Below are 21,876 nucleotides of genomic sequence, written 5' to 3'. Positions count from 1 at the left end.
CGGTCGCGGCGCACTACAACGTCAACCGCAACAACTTCCAGGGCTCGCTGCCGCTGCGTCAGGACCTGACCGTCGACACGGTGAGCGGCACCGCGCCGAACCAGGTGGTCAACTCGACGCCGCGCACCGTCGGCTCTGGCTCCGCCAACCGCTTCCCGGTCGGTGACGAGGAAGCGCGCTACACCATCCCGCTGTGCCAGACCAATCAGGTCGCCCGCGCCGGTGTCGCCGATCTCGCCAACAGCTGTGGTTCGACCTTCGACGAGCGTTACAACCCGTCGAAGACCGGCAACATCCGCGGCTCGTCGCGCTTCACCCTGTCCGACCAGCTCGTCTTCACCTTCGACCCCAGCTATCAGTGGGTCCAGGCGAACGGCGGCGGCACCGTCGTGGCGCAGGAAGGCCTGCGCGACGTCGACCCGACCGGCGGCACCGCCAACTGCAACACCACGCCGAGCGGCGCTGGCGTGAGCTGCCAGTACGGCTACATCGCCGGCACGCCCTATTTCGGCCGCGACCTGAACGGCGACGGCGATCTGCTCGATACCGTGCGTATGCTGGCCCCCAGCCAGACCGGCACCCGCCGCATCGGCGTGATCACCGGCCTGCGCTATGAGATGAGCGACACGCAGACCGTCCGCCTGAACTACACCTACGACCGCGCCCGTCACCGTCAGACCGGCGAAGTCGGCATCCTGCTGCCCAACGGCAAGCCGCAGTACGTCTTCCCGATCACCGATCCGCTGACCGATGTCGGTGGCAACGTGCTCCAGAAGCGCGACCGCCTGTCCTATGCGATCCTGCATCAGGTTTCGGCCGAATATCGCGGCGAGTTCTTCGACGAGAAGCTGGTGCTGCGCGCCGGTGTCGCGATGAAGTTCATGAAGCGCAACCTGACCAACTATTGCGCGACGTCGAGTGCCGCCGGCTTCGTCGAGTGCTACGGCACCAACGATGCGGGCCTGGCAGCCTATCTGGCCGCCAATCCGACCGTGAACGCCATCCCCGGCCAGCCGGCACAGGCGACCCAGGGTCCGCAGCAGCGCATCCTGAACTACAAGAAGGCGACGCCGGACGTCGGCATCACCTTCAAGTTCACGCCCCAGGCGAGCATCTTCGCCAACTATTCGCAGGGCATCCAGGTGCCGGGCACCGACAACCTGTACAACTCGTTCTTCTTCTCGTTCGACACGGCGCAGGCGCGCCCGAAGCCGGAAAAGACCGACAATTTCGACGTCGGCTTCCGCTACAGCTCGTCGAAGATCCAGGCGCAGATCGGCGCGTGGTACACCGACTATCACGATCGTCTGGCATCGTCCTATGACCCGGACCTCGAGAAGTCGATCTACCGCAACCTGGGCCGCGTGAAGAAGTACGGCTTCGACGGCAGCGTGTCCTACCGCCCGATCCACGAGTTCAGCCTGTACGGCTTCGGTTCGTATCTCCACTCGGAGATCCAGGACGACGTCGTGGTCGGCCGTACCTCGGGCGGCACGGCGATCTACGCCCCGACCGCCGGCAAGCGTGAAGCCGGCGCGCCGGTCTACACCTTCGGCGGTGGCGCCACGCTCGACCTGGCGTTCTTCTCGCTCGGCGTGAATGCCAAGCGGACCGGCCCGCGCTACATCTACGACACCAACGAGCCGGTGCGTCAGCAGCTGACCGTCAACGGCAGCCCGGTGGTGAAGGAGATCTTCGGTGCCAAGGCTCCGGCCTATACGCTGGTCGACTTCAACGCCCGCGTGGGCCTCGACTGGGCCGGTCTGAACGACCAGACCTATTTCCAGTTCAACCTGCTCAACGCGTTCAACGAGAAGTATGTCGGCGGCTTCACCGCCAACCTGAACCAGGGACCGACCTACAACGCCACCACCGGCGCGATCACCAACTACGGCTCGGCGCCGAACGCCCAGCTCGGTTATCCGCGCACCTTCATGGGTTCGGTCGTGGTCGGCTTCTGATCCGCGATCATCGTCTGAATGATCAGGCCGTCGTCCCCCCGGGGGGCGGCGGCCTTTTTCTTGGGGCTTTGCCCAGCCTCGCCAACCCCGCTAAACGCCGAATGGTGAAACCAGCGATCTTTTCCCGCCCGTTCTTCGAGGACAAGAGCCGGGCCTTCTGGATGCTCCAGGCGGCGGGCTGGACCGGCTATCTGCTGCTGCGCACCGTCGCCAACATCTCGAACGCGATCTCGTTCGAAAGCATGATCGTCGTCATCGTCGAATCGATCGCCGGCTATTGCATCACGCTGCTGCTCTCGACGCTGTACGGCTATTACCGTCGCCTGCCGCGCGTGCCCGGCATCGTGCTGACGCTGCTGACGCTGGGGGGCGCCACCATCACCTATGCGGTGATCGACGCCTTCACCTATTCGTTCGTCCGCCCCAATGCCGAACTGGGGATCACGCTGCCGCTGGTCGGCGCGACCTTCTTCCTCAACTTCACCGTGCTGGCAGGCTGGTCGGCGCTCTATTTCGGCATCAACTTCTACCTGATCGTCGAACAGCAGATCGACGAGATGCAGGCGCTGGAGACGCAGGCCAGCTCGGCGCAGCTGGCGATGCTGCGCTATCAGCTCAATCCGCACTTCCTGTTCAACACGCTCAACTCGATCTCGACGCTGGTGCTACTCAAGCAGACCGAACGGGCCAATGCGATGTTGAGCCGTTTGTCGGCGTTCCTGCGTTACACCCTGGCCAACGAACCGACCGCGCATGTCACGGTCGCGCAGGAAGTGGAGACGCTGAAGCTGTATCTGGAGATCGAGAAGATGCGGTTCGAGAGCCGGCTGCGCACCGAATTCACCGTCGAGCCACGCGTGGAGAAGGCGCGACTGCCGTCGCTGCTGCTCCAGCCGCTGGTCGAGAACGCGATCAAATACGCCGTCACCCCGCAGGAAGAGGGCGCCGATATCGCCGTCGTCGCTCGACTCAACGGCGATCGGGTGCAGATCACCGTATCGGACACCGGACCGGGATTGATCGCCGCCAAACCGCGGCCAAGCCTTTCAACCGGGGTCGGGCTCGCCAATATCAGGGACCGGCTGGCGCAGGCATATGGGCCCGACCACCGGTTCGAAACGCGATCGGCCCCGGGCAAGGGCTTTCGCGTCGAGATCGAATTCCCATTTCAGGTCGAGGAACCAGTACGAGAGGCAGCATGACGCAGCGGACGCCACCCGCCATCCCCCTGCCGACGGGAAACGGCAGCGGACGGGCGGGCGCGATCCGGTTCAGGGTGGGGGCACAGACAGACACGATCTTTTCATTGAGTGAGGCAGCATGACCATCCGCACCATCCTCGTCGACGACGAGCCCCTGGCGATCCAGGGCCTTGAACTGAGGCTTCAGGAATTCGACGACGTCGAGATCGTCGACAAATGCAGCAACGGCCGCGAGGCGATCAGCTCGATCAAGACCCACAAGCCCGATCTGGTGTTCCTCGACATCCAGATGCCCGGATTCGACGGCTTTTCGGTCGTCCAGGGGCTGATGGAGGTCGAGCCGCCGCTGTTCGTGTTCGTCACCGCCTATTCCGACCACGCGATCCGCGCGTTCGACGCGCAGGCGGTCGATTACCTGATGAAGCCGGTCGAGGAGGCGCGGCTGGCCGACACGCTGGACCGCATCCGCCAGCGCCTGTCCGAGCGGCGCGGCGTCGAGGAGGTCGAGAAGCTGAAGGAGGTGCTGGCCGAGGTCGCCCCCGACGCCGCCGGCAACCTGGGCGATGGCGACGACCAGCCGGCATCCAGTCGTTTCGAGAAGCTGATCAACATCAAGGATCGCGGCAAGATCTTCCGCGTCGACGTCGATTCGATCGAGGTGGTCGAGGCGGCGGGCGACTATATGTGCATCAAGACCGGCGACAACACGCTGATCCTGCGCCAGACGATGAAGGATCTGGAGAAGCGGCTCGATCCCCGCCGCTTCCAGCGAGTCCACCGCTCGACGATCGTCAACCTCGACCTGGTGCGTCAGGTCAAGCCGCACACCAACGGCGAGTGTTTCCTGGTGCTCGAATCGGGCGGGCAGGTGAAGGTCAGCCGCAGCTATCGCGACGTGGTGGCGCGCTTCGTCCACTGACCGCCCGTCGCGGATCCGGTCTCACCGCCGCCTGTCATCCGGGCCTGCGCCTGATGACCGGCGGGGTCGGCTGATCAGCCTTCGGCCGGCTCTTCGCCGTCGGCCGGGCTCTCGAACCACGCTTCGACCTCGCCGGTCAGCTTGATCGTCAGCGGCTGGCCGTGGCGATCGGTCTTTTTGCCGAGCTGGACGCGAATCCAGCTCTCGGAGATCGAATATTCCTCGACATCGCGCCGCTGCACGCCCTTGAAGCGGATGCCAATGCCACGGCTCAGCAGCGCCTGATCGAAATGGGGGCTGCGCGGATTGGTCGAGAGACGATCGGGAGGTGTGTCGGTCATGGCGCCCGCTCCTGCCCCAGCGCCGCGCAAAAGAAAAGGCGGCGCGAACCGGTCGCGCCGCCTTTCCCCTGCTCGCATCCGGCGTCAGCAATAGCGGACGCGGACCCGACGGTGCTGGTACGGGTCATAGACACTGCGTACGCGGCAGCTATAGCCGCCGCGGTAGCCGCGCCGCGCGTAATAGCCGTCGTTGTAATAACCGCGATCGCGGTAATATCCGTCACGGTAGCCGCCCCGGTAATAGCCCCGGTCGTAATAGCCGCGGTCGTCGTAGCGGCGGTTGCCGTTCGACGCGATCGCCGCGCCGATCGCCAGCCCGGCGATGCCGGCAACCACCGCCGGACCAGTCGAGTCATGGTGGCGATAGCCGCGATTGTAACGCTGCGCCTCCGCCGGGGTGGCCGTCGCAACGACGGCGCTGGCCCCGAGCGCGATGCCGAGCGTCGCCTTGGTCAAGAAATTAGCCATGTCGATCCTCCTCATGCAGGCACGCCCGACTGACGAAACACCAATGTCGACCGAGCTTGCCGAGTGGATTAGCAGGGCGCATCTGAACTCGCCCGAAATGCGGCGTTTACCACAGGTTCAGCGAGGAGGATTGTCCCAGATGGCCCATTGGCTCATGCGATCGGAACCCGAAACCTATGGCTGGGACGACCTGATCCGCGACGGCGCGACCGAGTGGGACGGGGTGCGCAACGCCACCGCGCGCATCTTCCTGCGCCAGATGGCGCCGGGCGATCAGGCGTTCTTCTACCATTCGGGCAAGCAGAAGGCGGCGGTCGGCATCATGGAGGTGACGCGCGCATGGCGGCCCGATGGCGACGACGGCGCCTGGGCCAGCGTCGCGGTCAAGGCGGTCGCGCCGCTCGCCCACCCGGTCACGCTTGCCGAGATGAAGGCCGAGCCGCGCCTCAAGGGGCTGGAGATGCTACGCCTGTCGCGCCTGTCGGTCACGCCGGTCCGGGACGAGGAATGGGCGGTGCTGCTGGAAATGGCGAACGGCTGAACCCGCGCCGGCCGCCGCGCTCCCCCGCCGCCACCAGCATGATCGCCGCGATCGCGATCAGCGATCCGGCGATCAGATCGACGACATAGTGGCCGCCGATCGGAACGGCGGCGGCCCACATCGCCAGGTTGATCGCCACGCAGGGAACCCGGAGCCGCCGCGCCGGCCACGCCGCCCAGACGAACAGCACCGCCATCGCGGCGTGAAAACTCGGAAAGGTGATGATTCCGCCCAGATTGGCGAGGTCGATATCGCGCAACGATCCGGCGCGCAGCGCGTCGATCGCCCCGCCGAACTGGAGCGCGTTCACCGGCGGCGCGGGATCGCCGTAGAAGGCGAAGGCGGCGCGCGCCGGAAAGAACGCCGACACCGCCAGCGTCATCGCCAGCGCGATCCCGTTGGCGAGCAGCCAGGGGTAGATGCGATCGATCCGCCCGATGCGCCACAGGATCACGACGATCGCCAGCGGCATCCAGAAACAGGCGAAATACGCGGTCGTCAGCAACCCCTCCAGCCATGGACGCGCCACCACGGCGGCGCGGATCGCGGGCCAGCCGAGCCCCAGCGCCCGGTCCATCCGGTCGAGCAGGTCGTCGGTGAAGGGACCGGAGAAGCGCATCGCGACATAGCTGAGCAGCGCGCCCAGCATCCCCGTCACGACGAACAGCAATATCCCTTCGAGCATCGCCATCAGCCCGGCGTTGCGTCCGAACGACGCCGGCGGCCGCAGCAGGCAGATCGCCGCCCCGACGGCGAGGGCGCCGGCAAGCGGATAGGTTCCGGCGCTCAGGCGGAACCCGGCGGACCAGCAGGCGGAAATCGTCATGCCGGCCGCGACCACCATCCCCAGCCAGACGATCGCGCGCGTGGACTCCAGGCCCGGCCATCGATGAACGCGTCGCATCGCACCGGCTTTGCAGAGCCGGGTTAACATCGCGTTGACCATATCGTCCCGCGGCGGCCGCGAGCGGACGAGCGGCCGTCGCCGTTCAGGGTGCCCGGGCCGTAGCCGGCGCTGGATCGTCGAGCGGAATCGGCACGCGGTTCGATGTGTCGGACTTTTTGTGGCGCCCGCGCTTCAGCGCCGCACCGATATCGTTGACCAGCATCACCGGATCGGTCGCCTCCCCCGGCCGGTCGCAGCAGCTATCGGGGTCGATGATCTTGCCGGCGGCGCGGACCAGAAAGGCCGCCCCGCCGAACACGTCGACGCCGACCGTGCACCCGCCGATCGCGGCTGCGCACGGCGGTGCGGCGGCGGCGAGCGCCCCCATGCCGGTCAGGTTCGGATTGCTCGGCATCGGCCGGTCGGGCGGCCCGCGCTCGGCGGGAAGCGGCAGCCGCGCTTCCGGGATGCCCCGCCCGCACACCACGATGTCATCGCCGTTGCCAGGCGAAGCGCAAGGATCAGCCAGGATCGACCAGCGCTGCGTACCGTCGCTTGCCACCGCCGGTTGGGCGACGGTGGCGTCCTGAACGCCGGCAAGCACCAGCAGCACAGCGATCAACATGGGTTGTCCCGCCCCGGTGAACGACCGGCCGAACTAAGCACGGCCACCCGTTCACCGAAAGCGGAAAAGCGGGGTCAGGCCGCCTGCTTGGCTCGCGACGCACGCTTGCGCTCGTGCGGATCGAGGTGGCGCTTGCGCAGCCGGATCTTCTTCGGCGTCACCTCGACCATCTCGTCGTCGTCGATATAGGCGATCGCCTGTTCCAGCGTCATCTTCTTCGGCGGGGTCAGGCGGACGGCGTCGTCCTTGCCGCCGGACGCGCGGAAGTTGGTGAGCTGCTTCGCCTTCATCGGATTGACCTCGAGGTCATCCGTCTTGGCGTTCTCACCGACGATCATGCCTTCGTACAGCGGCTCGCCATGGCCGACGAACAGGATGCCGCGCTCTTCCAGCGGTCCGAGCGCATAGCTGTTGGCCTCACCCGATCCGTTGGAGATCAGCACGCCGTTCTTGCGGCCTTCGATCGCGCCCTTGTGCGGCCCGTACTTCTCGAACAGCCGGTTCATGATGCCGGTGCCGCGCGTGTCGGACAGGAACTCGCCATGATAGCCGATCAGGCCGCGCGACGGGGCGGAGAACGTGATGCGCGTCTTGCCGCCGCCCGACGGGCGCATGTCGGTCATCTCGCCCTTGCGCTGGTTCATCTTGTCGACGACCGTGCCCGAATGCTCGTCGTCGACGTCGATCACGACGGTCTCGTACGGCTCGGTGCGGTTGCCGTTCTCGTCCTCGCGGAACAGCACGCGCGGACGGCTGATGCCGAGTTCGAAGCCCTCGCGGCGCATCGTCTCGATCAGCACGCCGAGCTGAAGCTCGCCGCGCCCGGCAACTTCGAAGCTGTCCTTGTCCTCGCTCTCGGTGACCTTGATCGCGACGTTCGATTCGGCCTCGCGCTCCAGCCGGTCGCGAATCATGCGCGACGTGACCTTCGATCCGTCGCGACCGGCCATCGGCGAATCGTTGACGGCAAAGCGCATCGACAGCGTCGGCGGATCGATCGGCTGCGCCTGGATCGCCTCGGTCACCGACGTGTCGGCGATGGTGTTCGCCACCGTGGCGACGGTCAGGCCCGCCATCGAGATGATGTCGCCCGCGCGCGCCTCGTCGACCGGCACGCGCTCCAGCCCGCGAAAGCTCATCAGCTTCGACGCGCGGCCCGTCTCGATCACGTTGCCGTTCTGATCCAGCGCATGAATCGGCTGGTTGACCTTGACCACGCCCGAATTGACTCGGCCGGTCAGGATACGGCCAAGGAAATTGTCACGGTCGAGCAGCGTCACCAGGAAGCTGAACGGCGCGTTCTCGTCGAGCGACGGCGGCGGGACATGGTCGACGATCTTCTGGAAGAGCGGACGCAGCGTACCCTCGCGCAGCGTCGGATCCTCATTGGCATAGCCGTTGCGGCCGGAGGCGTAGAGCACGGGAAAATCGAGCTGTTCGTCGCTCGCGTCGAGCGACACGAACAGGTCGAACACCTCGTCCAGCACTTCCTGGATGCGCTCGTCCGGGCGGTCGATCTTGTTGACCACCACGATCGGACGCAGGCCCAGCGCCAGCGCCTTGCCGGTCACGAACTTGGTCTGCGGCATCGCCCCTTCGGACGAATCGACCAGCAGGACGACGCCGTCGACCATCGACAGGATTCGCTCCACCTCACCGCCGAAATCGGCGTGGCCGGGTGTATCGACGATGTTGATCCGCGTGCCTTCCCACTCGATCGAGGTGGGCTTGGCGAGGATGGTGATCCCTCGTTCCTTTTCGAGGTCGTTCGAGTCCATCGCGCGTTCCTCGACGCGCTGATTGTCCCGGAAAGTGCCGGACTGGCGAAAGAGCTGATCGACGAGCGTGGTCTTGCCGTGATCGACGTGGGCGATGATAGCCACGTTCCGAAGGCGCATAGAGTGTTCCGATTTCGCGTGAATGTTGCGCGCCCCTAGCGCAAATGCTGCGTCGCGGGAAGCCCACGCCCTTGGCAATCGACGGCGTGTGTTACATATCTATATCACCAGGAGGATGTCAGGTGGTGAAATCATGGGTGTGGCTGGCGTTGGCGACCGCGCTTGCCGGGTGCGGCGACCAGCAGCATTCGGTCAAGGCCGAGGTGACGCTGTCCGGCGATACCGGCGCGCTGACCATGGCGTGCCACCAGTCGAGTTCGGGCGAATGCCACGGCATCGTCGTCGGTGCGGTGCTGGCGCGCGGCACGGCCAAGGTCGGATCGAGCGCGACGATCGAGGGGGTGATGCCCGGCGCGCGTTTCTGCGTCAGCGATGTCGAGGCCGACCCGGCAAAGTGCGACCTGAAGGAAATCACCGTCGGCACCACCATCATCCGTCACCAAAAGGTCGGCAGCGACTGACCTGCCGGTGCCGATCGACCTTGAACGCGCGCCGGCCAGGCTCCATTGAGTAACCACCCGGCAGGAGATCACCATGGCGACCAATCCGCCCACCACCGAGACCGCCACCGCCGAGCAGGATCTCGTTCTTACCCCACCCGATCCCGTCCCCACCGTCGCGCCGGAGAAATCGGCGGGGCTGGTGCCGGTCGATGATGGCACGCGATCCAAGCTGGAGGAGCGCGTCGATACCTTCATCACCGATCTGGTCGCCCAGGACGTCAATTCGCCCGAATTCGGCAAGCGCATCGATGCGATCACCGCGATGGGGCAAAAGGAGATTCGGGAAGCGGCGGGCCAGTCCAACCGCTTCCTCGACCGCCCGGTCAAGGCGATGGATTCGGACACCGGCATCGGCGCCGATCTGGTCAAGCTGCGCCGCACGATCGAGGAGCTCGATCCCGGCAACAACGGCAAGTTCCTGACCGGCAGCGGCGGATTCCTCAGCAAGATCTTCGGCGGCGGGGGGCTGAGCGGCTATTTCGACAAATACCGTTCGTCGCAGTCGCACATCGCCGCGATCCTGAAGGCGCTCGCCTCGGGCAAGGACGAGCTGCTGATGGACAACGCCGCGATCGACGTCGAGCGGCAGAATCTGTGGGCGGCGATGGGCCGGATGGAGCAGATGATCCTGCTGTCGCGGACGATGGACCAGAAGCTGGAGGACAAGGCCAACGACCTCGACCACAGCGATCCGGCCAAGGCCAAGGCGATTCGCGAGACCGCGCTGTTCTACACCCGCCAGCGCACCCAGGACCTGCTGACCCAGATGGCGGTGACGGTGCAGGGCTATCTGGCGCTCGATCTGGTCAAGAAGAACAATGTCGAGCTGGTGAAGGGCGTCGATCGCGCCAGCACCACCACCGTCTCCGCGCTGCGCACCGCCGTCACCGTCGCACAGGCGCTGACCAACCAGAAGCTGGTGCTGGAACAGGTGACCGCGCTCAACACCACCACCGCCAACATCATCGATTCGACCGGCAAGCTGCTCAAGTCGAACACCGCCGCGATCCATGAACAGGCGGCCAGCTCATCGGTGCCGGTCGAGGTGCTCCAGCGCGCGTTCCAGAACATCTATGATACGATGGACGCGATCGACACCTTCAAGCTCAAGGCGCTCGATTCGATGAAGACCACGGTCACCACCCTGTCGAACGAGGTCGAGAAGTCTAAGGGCTATATCGCGCGTGCCGAGGGACAGGCGCAGGCGCAGCTTTCTGGGCCGGGCGGCGGTGCCGACACCTTCAAGCTGGAGGCGCTCTAAACCCGTGTCCGAAGTCGACGACGTCGTGTTCCGCAGCCAGGAAGTGCTCGACCGCACCCGCGCCGGCTATGGCGGCGCGGTGGCCACCCGATCGCGCAAGCGGCGCGAGGCGGAGATCGTCACCCGCGTCGGGCGCGTGCTCGCCGCCGATGCCGCGGTCATCGTCGCGGCGGTGGCGATCGGGCTGTTCGTGCCGCTGGGCATGTTCGGCGCGCTGGCGGTGATGGCGCTGCTGATCGCCGCGACGCTGGTATTCGCACTGATGCCGGCAACGCGGACGCCGGCGCCCGAACGACTGGGACAGGTGCCGCTCAAGGCCCTGCCGCGCCAGACCGAGGCGTGGCTGGATGCGCAGCGCCCGGCGCTGCCCGCCCCCGCGTTGACTCTGCTCGACACCATCGGGACGCGGCTGGAGACGCTGGCGCCGCAGCTCGCCACGCTCAACGAGAACGAGCCCGCCGCCGCCGAGGTCCGCAAGCTGGTCGGCGAGCAATTGCCCGAGCTGATCAAGGGCTATAGCCGCGTCCCCGAACCGCTGCGCACCACCCCGCGCAATGGCCGCACCCCCGACCAGCAACTGGTCGACGGGCTGCGGACGATCGAGGCGGAGATCGGCGAGATGAGCCAGCAACTGGCGCAAGGCGACCTCGACCAGCTGTCGACCCGCGAACGCTATCTCCAGATCCGCTACCGCGACGACGATCAGGGTGGGCCGGCCTGACGTGACCGGATGACCCTCTTCGCCGACCCAGCGCCGGAATGGCGGTTTCCCGATCGGGTGGCGTTGCCCTTCACGTTCGACGCCGCCGCGCTCGACGCCGACCTCAACCGGATCGAGGCACGTGAGTGGACGCGGCACGTGGTGCGGGAGAATTACGACGGGCGGTGGGACATGCTGCCGCTGCGCGCGCCCGCCGGGGAGACCCATCCGATTCGGCTGGTCTATCCCGATCCCGGCGCGACCGCCTTCGTCGATACCGCGCTGCTCGACGATGCGCCGGCGTTCCGCGCGGTGCTCGACAGCTTTCGCTGTCCGCTGCGAGTCGTCCGGCTGATGCGGCTCGCCGCCGGATCGCGCATCCTCGAGCATAGCGATGTTCGGCTGGATGCCGAGAGCGGGATGGCGCGGCTGCACGTGCCGATCCGCACCAACGCCGACGTCCGCTTCCTGCTCAACGGCGTGCCGGTGACGATGACACCGGGGAGCTGCTGGTATCTGCGCCTGTCCGACCCGCACGCGGTTACCAACGACGGCGCCAGCGACCGCGTCCATCTGGTGATCGACGTCGACGTCAATGCGTGGCTGCTGCGGATGCTGGAGGCCCCTTTCCGTTCGCCCTGAGCCTGTCGAAGGCCGCTCTTCTTTTTCGAAAGAAAGGACGGTGCTTCGACAAGCTCAGCACGAACGGGTCATATTTACGGCACGCCGTTCAAGCACGAAAAAGGGCCGGGAGATCGCTCTCCCGGCCCGTTTCCTTTCCGGCTGGTGGCCGGACGGACTGGATCAGAAATCCATGCCGCCCATGCCGCCCATGCCGCCGCCGCCCATCGGCATCGCCGGCTTGTCTTCCGGCAGCTCGCTCACCGCCGCTTCGGTGGTGATGAGCAGGCCGGCGACCGACGCCGCGTTCTGGAGCGCGGTGCGGACCACCTTGGTCGGATCGATCACACCGGCCTCGACCAGGTTCTCGTACTTCTCGGTCTGGGCGTTGAAGCCCTGGGTCGGATCGTTGCCCTCGAGCAGCTTGCCCGACACCACCGCGCCGTCATGGCCGGCGTTGGTGGCGATCTGACGCACCAGCGCCGACAGCGAGCGACGGACGATGTCGATGCCGCGCGTCTGGTCGTCGTTGGCGCCGGTCAGGCCCTCGATCGCCTTGGTGGCATAGAGCAGCGCGGTGCCGCCGCCCGGAACGATGCCTTCCTCGACGGCCGCGCGGGTCGCGTGCAGCGCGTCGTCGACGCGGTCCTTGCGCTCCTTGACCTCGACTTCGGACGCACCGCCGACCTTGATCACGGCGACGCCACCGGCCAGCTTCGCCAGACGCTCCTGGAGCTTCTCACGGTCATAGTCGCTGGTGGTGTTCTCGATCTGCGCACGGATCGCCTCGGTGCGGCCCTTGATCGCGTCGGCCTCACCGGCCCCATCGACGATGGTGGTGTTGTCCTTGTCGATCGACACGCGCTTGGCGGTGCCGAGCATGCCGAGCGTCACGTTCTCGAGCTTGATGCCGAGATCCTCGGAGATCACTTCGCCCTTGGTCAGGATCGCGATGTCCTCGAGCATCGCCTTGCGGCGATCGCCGAAGCCCGGTGCCTTGACGGCCGCGACCTTCAGGCCGCCGCGCAGCTTGTTGACCACCAGCGTGGCCAGCGCCTCACCCTCGATGTCCTCGGCGATGATGAGGAGCGGACGGCCGCTCTGCACCACGGCTTCGAGGATCGGCAGGATCGCCTGCAGGTTCGACAGCTTCTTCTCGTGGATCAGGATGTACGGATCGGCGAGCTCGACCGTCATCTTTTCCGGGTTGGTGATGAAGTAGGGCGACAGATAGCCGCGGTCGAACTGCATGCCCTCGACGACGTCCAGCTCGAATTCGAGGCCCTTGGCCTCCTCGACGGTGATGACGCCTTCCTTGCCGACCTTCTCCATCGCCTCGGCGATCTTCTCACCGACGACGGTGTCGCCGTTGGCCGAGATGATGCCGACCTGGGCGATCTCGTTCGAGCCGGACACCGGCTTCGAGCGGCTCTTGATGTCGTCGATCACCTTGGCGACGGCTAGGTCGATCCCGCGCTTCAGGTCCATCGGGTTCATGCCGGCGGCGACCGACTTCATGCCCTCACGCACGATCGCCTGGGCGAGCACGGTGGCGGTGGTGGTGCCGTCACCGGCGTTGTCGTTGGTCTTCGAGGCCACTTCGCGCAGCATCTGCGCGCCCATGTTCTCGAACTTGTCCTTCAGCTCGATCTCCTTGGCGACGGTGACGCCGTCCTTGGTGATACGCGGCGCGCCGAAGCTCTTGTCGATGACGACGTTGCGGCCCTTCGGCCCCAGCGTGACCTTGACGGCGTCGGCGAGGATATCGACGCCCTTGAGGATGCGCTCACGCGCGTCGCGGCTGAATTTTACGTCCTTGGCTGCCATGGTGGCTACCCTTTCAAATTGATGCGGTTGGTTCGAAAGTCACACTAAGGTCACACCTCGCGCGCGTCGGCGCGCGGCGGTGACCCGGCCATCACTCGACGATGCCGAGGATGTCCGATTCCTTCATGATCAGCAGATCTTCGCCGTTGACCTTGACCTCGGTGCCCGACCACTTGCCGAACAGGATCTTGTCGCCGGCCTTGACGTCGAGCGGGGTCACCTTGCCGTCCTCGGCCTTGGCGCCGGCACCGGCGGCGACGACTTCGCCTTCCTGCGGCTTTTCCTTGGCGGTGTCGGGGATGATGATCCCACCGGCGGTCTTTTCATCAGCCTCGACCCGGCGAACAAGCACGCGATCGTGCAGCGGACGGAAGTTCATGCGCGTCATCCCTTGTTTAGTGACGTGATGGTTGGACTTGGCACTCGCACAAGTCGAGTGCCAACGGCCGGCATATGTGGCGGGGGTGACACCTCGTCAAGGGCGGCGCGCCGATCCGCCCGCGAATAAAGTTCGCCCGTCGCCGACCCGCCACGAGACTGCGCCGGAACGGTGCCAGCGCCACCGGCCCGACGAAGCGGGCGGGCGGGCGGATCACGATGGTTAGCGCCGCGATGATCCGCGCCGAAGCGGCGGCATCGGCGGAGCAAAGCGCAAGGGAGGATTCACGCTTTTCGGCTCCCCTGGGCACCAGACGGGCGCGTGGTCCGTCGGCATGAGAGGAATCGTCACCGATGCCCATTTCCCCCAGAATGGCGCTGGCCGGCGCCGCCGTGGCCGCCGCCCTGACCGCCGGCACCGCCGCCGCGCAGACCGCCCCGGCGCTGCCCAATCCCGCCAGCATCGTCTCGGTCGACGCCGGCAGCTTTCACACCGGCCATTCCCCGACCGGCCCCGCCACCGCGATCAACCTCGGCCAGACCAGCAAGCGCGAAGGCGTGCTGGCCACGGTCGACGCGCTGACCGGCGGCCCGCTGGTCAACGTCGCGGTCAACAGCCTGACCAAGGCGGGCACCACCCAGCTGGCCGACGTGGCGACGGTCACGGCGGGGGGCGCCTCGGTGACCGCGCCCAACGACGGCAATGCGGTGGTGGGCGTCAACGTCGCCGGCAGCGATCCCGGGATCACCCGGCAGGTCGGCGTCAACGTGTTGACCGGCGGCAACGTCGTCGACGTCACGGTCGGCGCGCTGGGCGTGGCGGTGCCGACGTGGACCGGCATCCCCGGCCTGTCGAACCTGCCGCTGAAGATCACGCTGCCCAAGCCGTTCGGCAAGTAAGCCGGTCCCCCTTCGTCCCGGCCACCCCCGCCGGCGACTGAGGCGGGCGCGGCGCGCGGGGCCCTCCCTCGGCCATCCCCCGCGCGCCGCGTCCTTTTTCCGCATTTTTATCCGCGTATTTCCGCCAATTGCCCCCTCGCCGCCCTTGCTTTAGCGTCGCCGCACCGATTCCGCAGAGGGATGTGTCAGTGAAGCTGGTTCGAGGTGCGTGGAAACTGCTGGTCGGGATCAAGGACGCGCTCGTCCTGGTCTTCCTGTTGCTGTTCTTCGGGGGCCTGTTCGCCCTTCTCAACGCGCGGCCCGCGCCCAAGGCGATCCGCGACGGCGCGCTGGTGGTGGCGCTGGAGGGCCGGCTGGTCGAACAGCCGCAGGAGGTCGATCCGCTCGCCAGCCTGGGCGGCGGCGGCGTCACCGGCGAGGTACGGCTGCGCGACGTGATCCGCGCGCTCGACAGCGCCAAGGGCGACAACCGGGTCAAGGCGGTGGTGCTCGATCTCGATCGCTTCGCCGGCGGCTATCCCGCCGCGGTGGCAGAGGTCGCCGCCGCGGTCGGCCGGGTGCGCGCCAGCGGCAAGCCGGTGCTGGCCTATGCCACCGGCTATCTCGACAGCAGCTACCTGATCGCCGCCAACGCCAGCGAGGTGTGGGTCGACCCGATGGGCGGCACGCTGTTTTCCGGCCCCGGCGGATCGCAGCTCTACTACAAGGGGCTGATCGACAAGCTGGGCGTCAACGTCCACGTCTATCGCGTCGGCCAGTTCAAGTCGGCGGTCGAGCCCTATACGCTGACCGGCCAGTCCGAGCCGGCGCGCGCCGCTAACCAGGCGCTGTACGGCACGATCTTCAGCCAGTGGCAGGACAATGTCGCCAAGGCGCGGCCCAAGGCGAAGCTCGCCGATTTCCTGGCGCAGCCCGACAAGGTGGTGGTCGCCGCCAACGGCGACATCGCGCAGGCCAATCTGGCGGCGGGGCTGGTCGACAAGCTGGGCGACCGCGTCGCGTTCGGCAAGCGCGTGGCGGAGATTGCCGGCGCGGGCGACGACAAGGCGGCGGGCAGCTATCGCGCGATCAAGCTGGCCGACTGGCTGGCGGCCAATCCGGCCTCGACCTCCGGCGACGCGATCGGCGTGATCACCGTCGCCGGAGAGATCGTCGACGGCAAGGCCAGCGCCGGCACGGCGGGCGGCGCGACGATATCGAAGCTGCTGCTCGACGGGCTGGCCAAGAAGAAGCTCAAGGCATTGGTGGTGCGGGTCGATTCGCCGGGCGGATCGGCGCTGGCCAGCGAGCAGATCCGCCAGGCGGTGCTCCAGGCCAAGGCGCAGGGTCTGCCGGTGGTCGTGTCGATGGGCGGACTGGCGGCGTCGGGCGGCTATTGGGTGGCGACGGCCGGCGACACGATCTTTGCCGAGCCCAACACCATCACCGGATCGATCGGCATCTTTGGCATCCTGCCGACGTTCGAGAACGCGCTGGCCAAGATTGGCGTCACCGCCGACGGCGTCGCCACCACGCCGCTGACCGGCCAGCCCGACGTCTATCGCGGCACCTCGCCCCAGCTCGACGCGGTGCTGCAATCGAGCATCGAGAACGGCTATCGCCGCTTCATCGCCCGCGTCTCCGAAGCGCGCAGGCTGACGCCCGAGCGAGTCAACGAGATCGGCCAGGGCCGGGTGTGGGACGGCGGGACCGCGCATCAGTTGAAGCTGGTCGACCGGTTCGGCACGCTCGACGATGCCGTGGCGGAGGCGGCGCGGCGCGCCAAACTCGACCCGGCCAAGGTCCATCCCGTCTTTCTGGAAAAGGAACCCAAATGGACCTCGCGACTGGCGGCTTCGCTGATGAGCAATGACGAAGACGATGCCGGCGCGCCGGCCGGCGACGCGCTCGCCCGGCTGTCCGCCCAGCGCCGCGCGGTGTTCGCCCAGGCGATCGGCGACGCGCGGCGGATCGCGACCGGCCCGTCGGTGCAGGTGCTGTGCCTGGAATGCGCCGCCTATGCGCCGCCCCGGCCGAGCGCCGCCGACCGGAAGCTGGCCGACATGCTGTTCGCGCGGTTGTTCCAATGATCGCGATCCGCGCCGCGCGGCCCGAGGATGCCGCCGCGATCGCCGCGATCTATGCGCCCTATGTGCTGGGCGGCACGGTGTCGTTCGAGACCGATCCGCCCGACGCCGACACGATGCGCGCGCGGATGGAGGCGTCCGGCGGACTCTATCCGTGGCTGGTCGCGACCAATGGGGAGAACGATCACGGCGTGCTCGCCTATGCCTATGCCGGGCAATGGCGCGACCGGCCGGCGTATCGTTATGCGGTCGAGACGTCCTATTATGTCGCCGGGGCGATGGCCGGCCAGGGCGTGGGGCGGCTGCTGTACGAGGCGCTGGTCGACACGCTGCGCCAGCAGGGCTTTACCCAGGCGGTGGCGGTGGTCTCCCTCCCCAACGATCAGGTGATCCGCACGCACGAGGCGGTCGGATTCCGCCGCACCGGCATGTACCGCGAGATCGGCTTCAAGCAGGGCCGCTGGGTCGACGTCGGTTTCTGGCAGTGCGAGCTGAACGAAGGTCAGATCCCCCCGGTCGAGCCGCGCCCGTTCAGCGAAGTGGGAGTGGTGCGGGTCTGAAGAAGAGGAAGTTTGTTCGCGCGGAGGCGCGGAGGCGCGGAGAGATGTCGCCTGCCGTGCCGTCGGCAGCGCCAGCGGCCTGAAAGAACGCCGCTTGCCATGGATTCGATGGTCTCGCTGACGCGAGACGGGGCCAGGGGCGAAACACCTCCGCGCCTCCGCGCGAACAAACTGCTTCTTCTACCGCCGCCCGCGATAGGCCGGCAGGCCCAGCCGCCAGTAGATCGCGGCGGCGCGCAGGGCGAAGCCGGCGGCGGCGGCGATCGGAGCGGCGATCGGCGACGGCACCCCGGCCAGGTGGAGCACGACGTACAGCCCGGCCGCCAGCGCGGCGGCGGTGACGTAGAGTTCGGGCCGCATCAGGATCGACGGTTCCCCGGCCAGCACGTCGCGGATGATCCCGCCGACGCAGGCGGTCACCACCCCCATCAGCGCCGCCGGCACCGGCGGGATGCCGAAGCCGAGCGCCTTGGCCGCGCCGAACACCGCATAGGCCGCCAGCCCGGCGGCATCGAGCCAGTCGAGCGCCGCGCCCGACCACCAATGCTGCGGCGTCACCCAGATCAGCAGCGCGACGCCCAGGCACACCGCCGCCAGCAGCGGATCATGGACCCAGAACACCGGCGCGCCGATCAGCAGGTCGCGCACGCTGCCGCCGCCGACCCCGGTGACCAGCGCAAAGAAGGTGACGGTGACCAGGGTCTGCGCCCGCCCCGCCGCCGCCAGCGCGCCGGTGGCGGCGAACACGGCGATGCCGAACAGGTCGAGCCAGGGCAGGATCGGGCCAAGGCCGGGGGTGAGTGCGACGGTCATCGACCAAGCGATGTAACGGGCCGACGAGCCGCGTCAAATAAGCCGCGCCGGCAACGCTTTGTCAGGGGTTTTGCCCGATATGCCACGGATGAGTTTGGAGGACAGCGTGCACAGCATCCGCATCGACCCGGTCCATAATCTGATCGAGGCGAAGTTCACAGGCTACTTCACGCCGGAGGTCGCCCGCGAAGCCGGGGAGGCGGTCCGTGCGGCCATCGTATCGCTGGGCAACGGCGCCGGGCAGCATCTGTCGCTGTACGACGTCAGCGAGGCCAATATCGCGCCCGGCGAGACGATCGAACTGCTCCAGCGCACCTTCGCCGATCCCAGGGTTCGCCCGCTATGGGCACGGCGGGTCGCCTATTTCACCCCGTCGACGCTGGCCCGATTGCAGCTGCAGCGCCTGCGCCAGTCGCGCGACGACATCGGCGTGTTCGCCGACCGCGACTCCGCGCTGGCGTGGCTGATTTCGTAGGGGAAGCAGCCGCCGTCCCGGCGCGAGTCGGGGATCGATCGGGTCGGGTCGGACGAAATCCGAAAAGACCCCACGTCCGTGCGACGCGGCTTTGGCGTCCGCCCGGTGGCGGGATGACGTATCGGAGGATTTATTCCGGCGTCGGCACCGGCTCCGCCACGGCGTCGGGGGCGCCGGTGCGGTTGATGCTGCTGGCGATGCTGCTCACCGCGCCCAGATAGCTGCGAGTCGCCGGCCCCCGGTAGAGCCCGCGCAGATAGGCACGGTCGAAGCTGGTCAGTTCGGCCGGCGCGGCGGCGGCATCGGTTCCGAACAGCTTGAGGATGGTGTTGTCGCCGCTGCCGGCGTCGCGGGTCCGCGCCAGCGCGCGCATCGCGGCATAGTCGCCCAACTGGCGCAGCGTCTTGCCCATCGCCGCCGCGCGATCGATCAGCACCACCGATCCGGCGATGTCCTGCCGCGTCGACGGGTTGATGATCGACACGCTGTGGACCAGCAGCATCGGCATCGGATTGGCGCCGCGCCCCGACGGATCGGACACCGACCCGACCCGCTCGCCGTCGCGGTCGCGCAACTCGGAGAGCGTCAGGACGTGGACCGGACCGGAATCGGCCAGCAATCGCTTGCGTTCGGCAGTGCCGATTGCGGAAAACGTCCCCGGACGCGCCTTGTACAGCGCCTTGAGCACCGCCTGACCGTTGTCGACCATCACCACGGTCAGGTTGGGCGCGCAGCCGGGCTTGTCGACCGCGATCCCGGCATCGCGCGCGGCGGCGGTGATCCGTTCGACGACGATCCGGTCATATTGCGGCTCGAACCCGACGCTGGCGGCGCACACCGGATCGGAAAAGCGCGCGACCTGTCCATCGCTGCGCGTGGTGATCGCGGTGGTCAGGCCGCGCACCGCCGCTTCCCGCGCCTTTGATTCGGCCTGGCCGGTGACGACGATATCCTGACCGTCGCGCGGCGGCGGCGGCTGATCCTGCGCGGATAGCGGCGCGGCGACCGCCAGCGCCGCCAGCATGAAGATCGGGACGGGGATTGGTGACACTGGCTGACTCCTGCCCCGCCACCCTATCGCACGTCGCGGGGCGGCGCACGACGAAGTCGCGAAGCGGGCGCCGCGCGCGACGAACCGCACGCGCGCGCCCGTTCCAATCGACATGACGTCAGATGTGGATCGGCTTGCCCGTCACCGCCATCGCCGCTTCCTTGATCGCCTCGCTGTGCGTCGGGTGGGCGTGGCAGGTGTAGGCGATATCCTCACTGGTCGCGCCGAATTCCATCGCCTGCGCCGCCTGCGCGATCATCGTGCCGGCGGGCACCGCGATGATCCACACGCCCAGCACGCGATCGGACTTGGCGTCGGCGATCACCTTCACGAAGCCGTCGGGCTCGTGATTGGTCTTGGCGCGCGAATTGGCCATCATCGGGAACTTGCCGACCTTGACCTCGCCCTTCGCCTTGGCCGCTTCCTCGGTCAGGCCGACGCCCGCGATCTCGGGCCAGGTGTAGACCACGCTGGGGATGACATCGTGGTTCACGATGCCAGTCAGCCCGGCGATGTTCTCCGCCACCGCGATGCCCTCGTCCTCGGCCTTGTGCGCCAGCATCGGGCCGGGGATGACGTCGCCGATCGCCCACACGCCGTCGACCGCGGTGCGGAAGCTGTGGTCGGTCTCGATCTGGCCGCGCGCGTTGAGGGTCAGGCCGGCCTTGTCCAGCGCCAGCCCGTCGACGTTGGGACGGCGCCCGATCGACACCAGCACCGCGTCGGCCTCGATCGTCTCCGCCGCGCCGCCCGCGGCCGGCTCGACCGTCAGCGTCGCCTTGTCGCCATTGACCGCCACGCCGGTGACCTTGGTCGACAACTTGAATTCGATGCCCTGCTTCTTGAAGATCTTGTTGGCTTCCTTGCGGACGTCGCCGTCGAAGCCGGGCAGGATCTGGTCGAGGAATTCGACGCAGGTGACCTTGGCCCCGAGCCGGCGCCACACGCTGCCCAGCTCCAGCCCGATCACGCCGCCGCCGATCACCACCAGATGATCGGGGACCTTCGCCAGTTCCAGCGCGCCGGTCGAATCGACCACGATACCCTTGGCGTTATCGATCTCGACGCCCGGCAGCGGCGTCACCGACGATCCGGTGGCGATGACGATGTTCTTCGCGGTGACCTTTTCGCCGCCGACGGTGACGGTGTGGGCGTCCTCGAACGCGGCGCGGCCCTTCAGCCACGTCACCTTGTTCTTCTTGAACAGGAATTCGATGCCGCCGGTCAGCTGCTTGACCGCGTCCTTGCGCTGGCCGTGCATCGCGTCGAGGTCCAACTCGGGCGTGACCTTGATCCCCAGCTTGGCGAAGCTGCCGTTGGCGGCGTGATCGAAATATTCGGACGCGTGCAGCATCGCCTTCGACGGGATGCAGCCGACGTTGAGGCAGGTGCCGCCCAGCGTCTCACGGCTTTCGGCGCAGGCGGTGCGCAGGCCGAGCTGCGCCGCGCGGATCGCCGCGACATAGCCGCCCGGGCCGGCACCGATCACGAGGACGTCATAATCAAACTCGGCCATCTCTCACTCCGTTCGCCCCGAGCTTGTCGAAGGGCCGTTTTGCTCTTCCGCGCCCGGTGAAGGACGGTGCTTCGACAAGCTCAGCACGAACGGAAGATGGGTATCCGCGATGTAACTTACAGGTCGATCAGGATGCGCGTCGGATCCTCGATCGCGTTCTTGAGCGCGACCAGGAAGGTCACCGCCTCGCGCCCGTCGACCAGGCGGTGGTCGTAGCTGAGCGCGAGATACATCATCGGCCGGATCACGATCTGGCCGTCGCGGACCACCGGGCGGTCCTCGATGCGGTGGAGGCCGAGCACCGCCGACTGCGGCGGGTTGATGATCGGGGTCGACATCAGGCCGCCGAACACACCGCCGTTCG

Annotated in this window: 23 protein-coding genes; 12 read left to right on the top strand and 11 right to left on the bottom strand. The window is 67.3% G+C overall.

Translation table 11 applies throughout. From position 1 onward, the window contains the following. From VNR91_RS11855 to VNR91_RS11845, 3 genes are all read left to right on the top strand, one after another. The coding region (locus tag VNR91_RS11855; protein WP_325490982.1) for a TonB-dependent receptor domain-containing protein at positions 1–1,961 on the top strand (1,961 nt) is incomplete at its 5' end. A 101-nt stretch (positions 1,962–2,062) separates the two neighbouring features. Next, positions 2,063–3,163 carry a sensor histidine kinase gene (locus VNR91_RS11850; RefSeq protein WP_325490981.1) on the top strand — a complete coding sequence of 367 codons (1,101 nt, stop codon included), beginning with the start codon at positions 2,063–2,065 and terminating at the stop codon, positions 3,161–3,163. A 118-nt stretch (positions 3,164–3,281) separates the two neighbouring features. Then, positions 3,282–4,082, top strand: coding sequence for a LytR/AlgR family response regulator transcription factor (locus VNR91_RS11845; protein ID WP_325490980.1), 801 nt, complete (start codon positions 3,282–3,284; stop codon positions 4,080–4,082). A gap of 74 nt (positions 4,083–4,156) precedes the next feature. Here VNR91_RS11845 and VNR91_RS11840 read toward each other — a convergent pair whose 3' ends face one another. Together VNR91_RS11840 and VNR91_RS11835 are read right to left on the bottom strand one after the other, a co-directional pair. Further along, entirely contained in the window at positions 4,157–4,423 is a 267-nt protein-coding gene (locus VNR91_RS11840; protein WP_325490979.1) for a DUF3297 family protein, read from the bottom strand. 84 nt (positions 4,424–4,507) lie between these two features. Next, positions 4,508–4,891 carry a hypothetical protein gene (locus tag VNR91_RS11835; RefSeq protein WP_325490978.1) on the bottom strand — a complete coding sequence of 128 codons (384 nt, stop codon included), beginning with the start codon at positions 4,889–4,891 and terminating at the stop codon, positions 4,508–4,510. 139 nt (positions 4,892–5,030) lie between these two features. On the opposite strand from VNR91_RS11835, the gene VNR91_RS11830 reads away from it, so the two are divergent. Beyond that, positions 5,031–5,432: an EVE domain-containing protein gene (locus VNR91_RS11830; RefSeq protein ID WP_325490977.1), complete on the top strand. Its 402-nt coding sequence runs from the start codon at positions 5,031–5,033 to the stop codon at positions 5,430–5,432. Here the strand turns inward: VNR91_RS11830 and VNR91_RS11825 are convergent. The 3 genes from VNR91_RS11825 to typA form a co-directional block, all read right to left on the bottom strand. Continuing rightward, a complete protein-coding gene (locus tag VNR91_RS11825) occupies positions 5,377–6,258 on the bottom strand; it encodes a phosphatase PAP2 family protein (protein ID WP_325490976.1) in 882 nt (293 codons plus the stop codon). The two genes, VNR91_RS11830 and VNR91_RS11825, sit on opposite strands and share 56 nt — an antisense overlap. Before the next feature lie 163 nt (positions 6,259–6,421). Further along, positions 6,422–6,943 (bottom strand): hypothetical protein, encoded by a 522-nt coding sequence (locus VNR91_RS11820; RefSeq protein WP_325490975.1) that lies wholly within the window; start codon positions 6,941–6,943, stop codon positions 6,422–6,424. Between the two features lie 74 nt (positions 6,944–7,017). Continuing rightward, entirely contained in the window at positions 7,018–8,841 is a 1,824-nt protein-coding gene (gene typA, locus VNR91_RS11815; RefSeq protein WP_325490974.1) for a translational GTPase TypA, read from the bottom strand. 122 nt (positions 8,842–8,963) lie between these two features. Between typA and VNR91_RS11810 the strand changes: the two genes are divergently transcribed. The 4 genes from VNR91_RS11810 (at position 8,964) to VNR91_RS11795 (ending at position 11,947) form a co-directional block, all read left to right on the top strand. Next, the gene (locus VNR91_RS11810; protein ID WP_325490973.1) at positions 8,964–9,302 is read left to right on the top strand and encodes a hypothetical protein; all 339 of its coding nucleotides are present in this window, start codon (positions 8,964–8,966) and stop codon (positions 9,300–9,302) included. Positions 9,303–9,375: 73 nt separating this feature from the next. Further along, the gene (locus tag VNR91_RS11805) at positions 9,376–10,605 is read left to right on the top strand and encodes a toxic anion resistance protein (protein ID WP_325490972.1); all 1,230 of its coding nucleotides are present in this window, start codon (positions 9,376–9,378) and stop codon (positions 10,603–10,605) included. 4 nt (positions 10,606–10,609) lie between these two features. Further along, positions 10,610–11,326 (top strand): hypothetical protein, encoded by a 717-nt coding sequence (locus VNR91_RS11800; RefSeq protein ID WP_325490971.1) that lies wholly within the window; start codon positions 10,610–10,612, stop codon positions 11,324–11,326. A 9-nt stretch (positions 11,327–11,335) separates the two neighbouring features. Continuing rightward, on the top strand, positions 11,336–11,947 hold the full coding sequence (locus tag VNR91_RS11795; protein ID WP_325490970.1) for an aspartyl/asparaginyl beta-hydroxylase domain-containing protein: 612 nt from the start codon (positions 11,336–11,338) through the stop codon (positions 11,945–11,947). 162 nt (positions 11,948–12,109) lie between these two features. On the opposite strand, the gene groL is transcribed toward VNR91_RS11795, so the two are convergent. Both groL and groES read right to left on the bottom strand, forming a co-directional pair. Then, positions 12,110–13,753, bottom strand: coding sequence for a chaperonin GroEL (gene groL, locus VNR91_RS11790; protein WP_325490969.1), 1,644 nt, complete (start codon positions 13,751–13,753; stop codon positions 12,110–12,112). A gap of 91 nt (positions 13,754–13,844) precedes the next feature. Continuing rightward, positions 13,845–14,132, bottom strand: coding sequence for a co-chaperone GroES (gene groES, locus VNR91_RS11785; RefSeq protein ID WP_325490968.1), 288 nt, complete (start codon positions 14,130–14,132; stop codon positions 13,845–13,847). Between the two features lie 353 nt (positions 14,133–14,485). On the opposite strand from groES, the gene VNR91_RS11780 reads away from it, so the two are divergent. From VNR91_RS11780 to VNR91_RS11770, 3 genes are all read left to right on the top strand, one after another. After that, entirely contained in the window at positions 14,486–15,031 is a 546-nt protein-coding gene (locus tag VNR91_RS11780; RefSeq protein ID WP_325490967.1) for a hypothetical protein, read from the top strand. Positions 15,032–15,219: 188 nt separating this feature from the next. Next, positions 15,220–17,100, top strand: coding sequence for a signal peptide peptidase SppA (gene sppA / locus VNR91_RS11775; protein ID WP_325490966.1), 1,881 nt, complete (start codon positions 15,220–15,222; stop codon positions 17,098–17,100). Continuing rightward, positions 17,097–17,657 carry a GNAT family N-acetyltransferase gene (locus tag VNR91_RS11770; protein ID WP_325490965.1) on the top strand — a complete coding sequence of 187 codons (561 nt, stop codon included), beginning with the start codon at positions 17,097–17,099 and terminating at the stop codon, positions 17,655–17,657. Before sppA ends, VNR91_RS11770 begins: the two co-directional genes overlap by 4 nt. Before the next feature lie 180 nt (positions 17,658–17,837). Here VNR91_RS11770 and VNR91_RS11765 read toward each other — a convergent pair whose 3' ends face one another. Further along, on the bottom strand, positions 17,838–18,470 hold the full coding sequence (locus VNR91_RS11765; protein ID WP_325490964.1) for a trimeric intracellular cation channel family protein: 633 nt from the start codon (positions 18,468–18,470) through the stop codon (positions 17,838–17,840). Positions 18,471–18,558: 88 nt separating this feature from the next. On the opposite strand from VNR91_RS11765, the gene VNR91_RS11760 reads away from it, so the two are divergent. Continuing rightward, a complete protein-coding gene (locus VNR91_RS11760; RefSeq protein WP_325490963.1) occupies positions 18,559–18,945 on the top strand; it encodes a hypothetical protein in 387 nt (128 codons plus the stop codon). A 130-nt stretch (positions 18,946–19,075) separates the two neighbouring features. On the opposite strand, the gene VNR91_RS11755 is transcribed toward VNR91_RS11760, so the two are convergent. From VNR91_RS11755 to VNR91_RS11745, 3 genes are all read right to left on the bottom strand, one after another. After that, positions 19,076–19,996, bottom strand: a complete 921-nt coding sequence (locus VNR91_RS11755; RefSeq protein WP_325490962.1) for a hypothetical protein — start codon at positions 19,994–19,996, stop codon at positions 19,076–19,078. A gap of 118 nt (positions 19,997–20,114) precedes the next feature. Beyond that, on the bottom strand, positions 20,115–21,512 hold the full coding sequence (gene lpdA / locus VNR91_RS11750; RefSeq protein ID WP_325490961.1) for a dihydrolipoyl dehydrogenase: 1,398 nt from the start codon (positions 21,510–21,512) through the stop codon (positions 20,115–20,117). 116 nt (positions 21,513–21,628) lie between these two features. Then, on the bottom strand, positions 21,629–21,876 hold a 248-nt coding region (locus VNR91_RS11745; RefSeq protein WP_325490960.1), incomplete at its 5' end, for a 2-oxo acid dehydrogenase subunit E2.

The sequence above is a fragment of the Sphingomonas sp. genome (assembly GCF_035555815.1).
Taxonomy (GTDB): Bacteria; Pseudomonadota; Alphaproteobacteria; order Sphingomonadales; family Sphingomonadaceae; genus Sphingomonas.
Note: the sequence above shows the minus strand (reverse complement) of the source record. Positions and strands in the feature narration are given on the sequence as shown.

What these genes read in the sequence shown, in the direction of transcription:
- VNR91_RS11850 (WP_325490981.1), top strand. Translation starts at nt 2,063, where the DNA reads ATGGTGAAACCAGCGATCTTTTCCCGCCCGTTCTTCGAGGACAAGAGC.
- VNR91_RS11845 (WP_325490980.1), top strand. Translation starts at nt 3,282, where the DNA reads ATGACCATCCGCACCATCCTCGTCGACGACGAGCCCCTGGCGATCCAG.
- VNR91_RS11840 (WP_325490979.1), bottom strand. Translation starts at nt 4,423, where the DNA reads ATGACCGACACACCTCCCGATCGTCTCTCGACCAATCCGCGCAGCCCC.
- VNR91_RS11835 (WP_325490978.1), bottom strand. Translation starts at nt 4,891, where the DNA reads ATGGCTAATTTCTTGACCAAGGCGACGCTCGGCATCGCGCTCGGGGCC.
- VNR91_RS11830 (WP_325490977.1), top strand. Translation starts at nt 5,031, where the DNA reads ATGGCCCATTGGCTCATGCGATCGGAACCCGAAACCTATGGCTGGGAC.
- VNR91_RS11825 (WP_325490976.1), bottom strand. Translation starts at nt 6,258, where the DNA reads ATGACGATTTCCGCCTGCTGGTCCGCCGGGTTCCGCCTGAGCGCCGGA.
- VNR91_RS11820 (WP_325490975.1), bottom strand. Translation starts at nt 6,943, where the DNA reads ATGTTGATCGCTGTGCTGCTGGTGCTTGCCGGCGTTCAGGACGCCACC.
- typA (WP_325490974.1), bottom strand. Translation starts at nt 8,841, where the DNA reads ATGCGCCTTCGGAACGTGGCTATCATCGCCCACGTCGATCACGGCAAG.
- VNR91_RS11805 (WP_325490972.1), top strand. Translation starts at nt 9,376, where the DNA reads ATGGCGACCAATCCGCCCACCACCGAGACCGCCACCGCCGAGCAGGAT.
- VNR91_RS11795 (WP_325490970.1), top strand. Translation starts at nt 11,336, where the DNA reads ATGACCCTCTTCGCCGACCCAGCGCCGGAATGGCGGTTTCCCGATCGG.
- groL (WP_325490969.1), bottom strand. Translation starts at nt 13,753, where the DNA reads ATGGCAGCCAAGGACGTAAAATTCAGCCGCGACGCGCGTGAGCGCATC.
- groES (WP_325490968.1), bottom strand. Translation starts at nt 14,132, where the DNA reads ATGAACTTCCGTCCGCTGCACGATCGCGTGCTTGTTCGCCGGGTCGAG.
- VNR91_RS11780 (WP_325490967.1), top strand. Translation starts at nt 14,486, where the DNA reads ATGCCCATTTCCCCCAGAATGGCGCTGGCCGGCGCCGCCGTGGCCGCC.
- VNR91_RS11770 (WP_325490965.1), top strand. Translation starts at nt 17,097, where the DNA reads ATGATCGCGATCCGCGCCGCGCGGCCCGAGGATGCCGCCGCGATCGCC.
- VNR91_RS11765 (WP_325490964.1), bottom strand. Translation starts at nt 18,470, where the DNA reads ATGACCGTCGCACTCACCCCCGGCCTTGGCCCGATCCTGCCCTGGCTC.
- VNR91_RS11760 (WP_325490963.1), top strand. Translation starts at nt 18,559, where the DNA reads ATGAGTTTGGAGGACAGCGTGCACAGCATCCGCATCGACCCGGTCCAT.
- lpdA (WP_325490961.1), bottom strand. Translation starts at nt 21,512, where the DNA reads ATGGCCGAGTTTGATTATGACGTCCTCGTGATCGGTGCCGGCCCGGGC.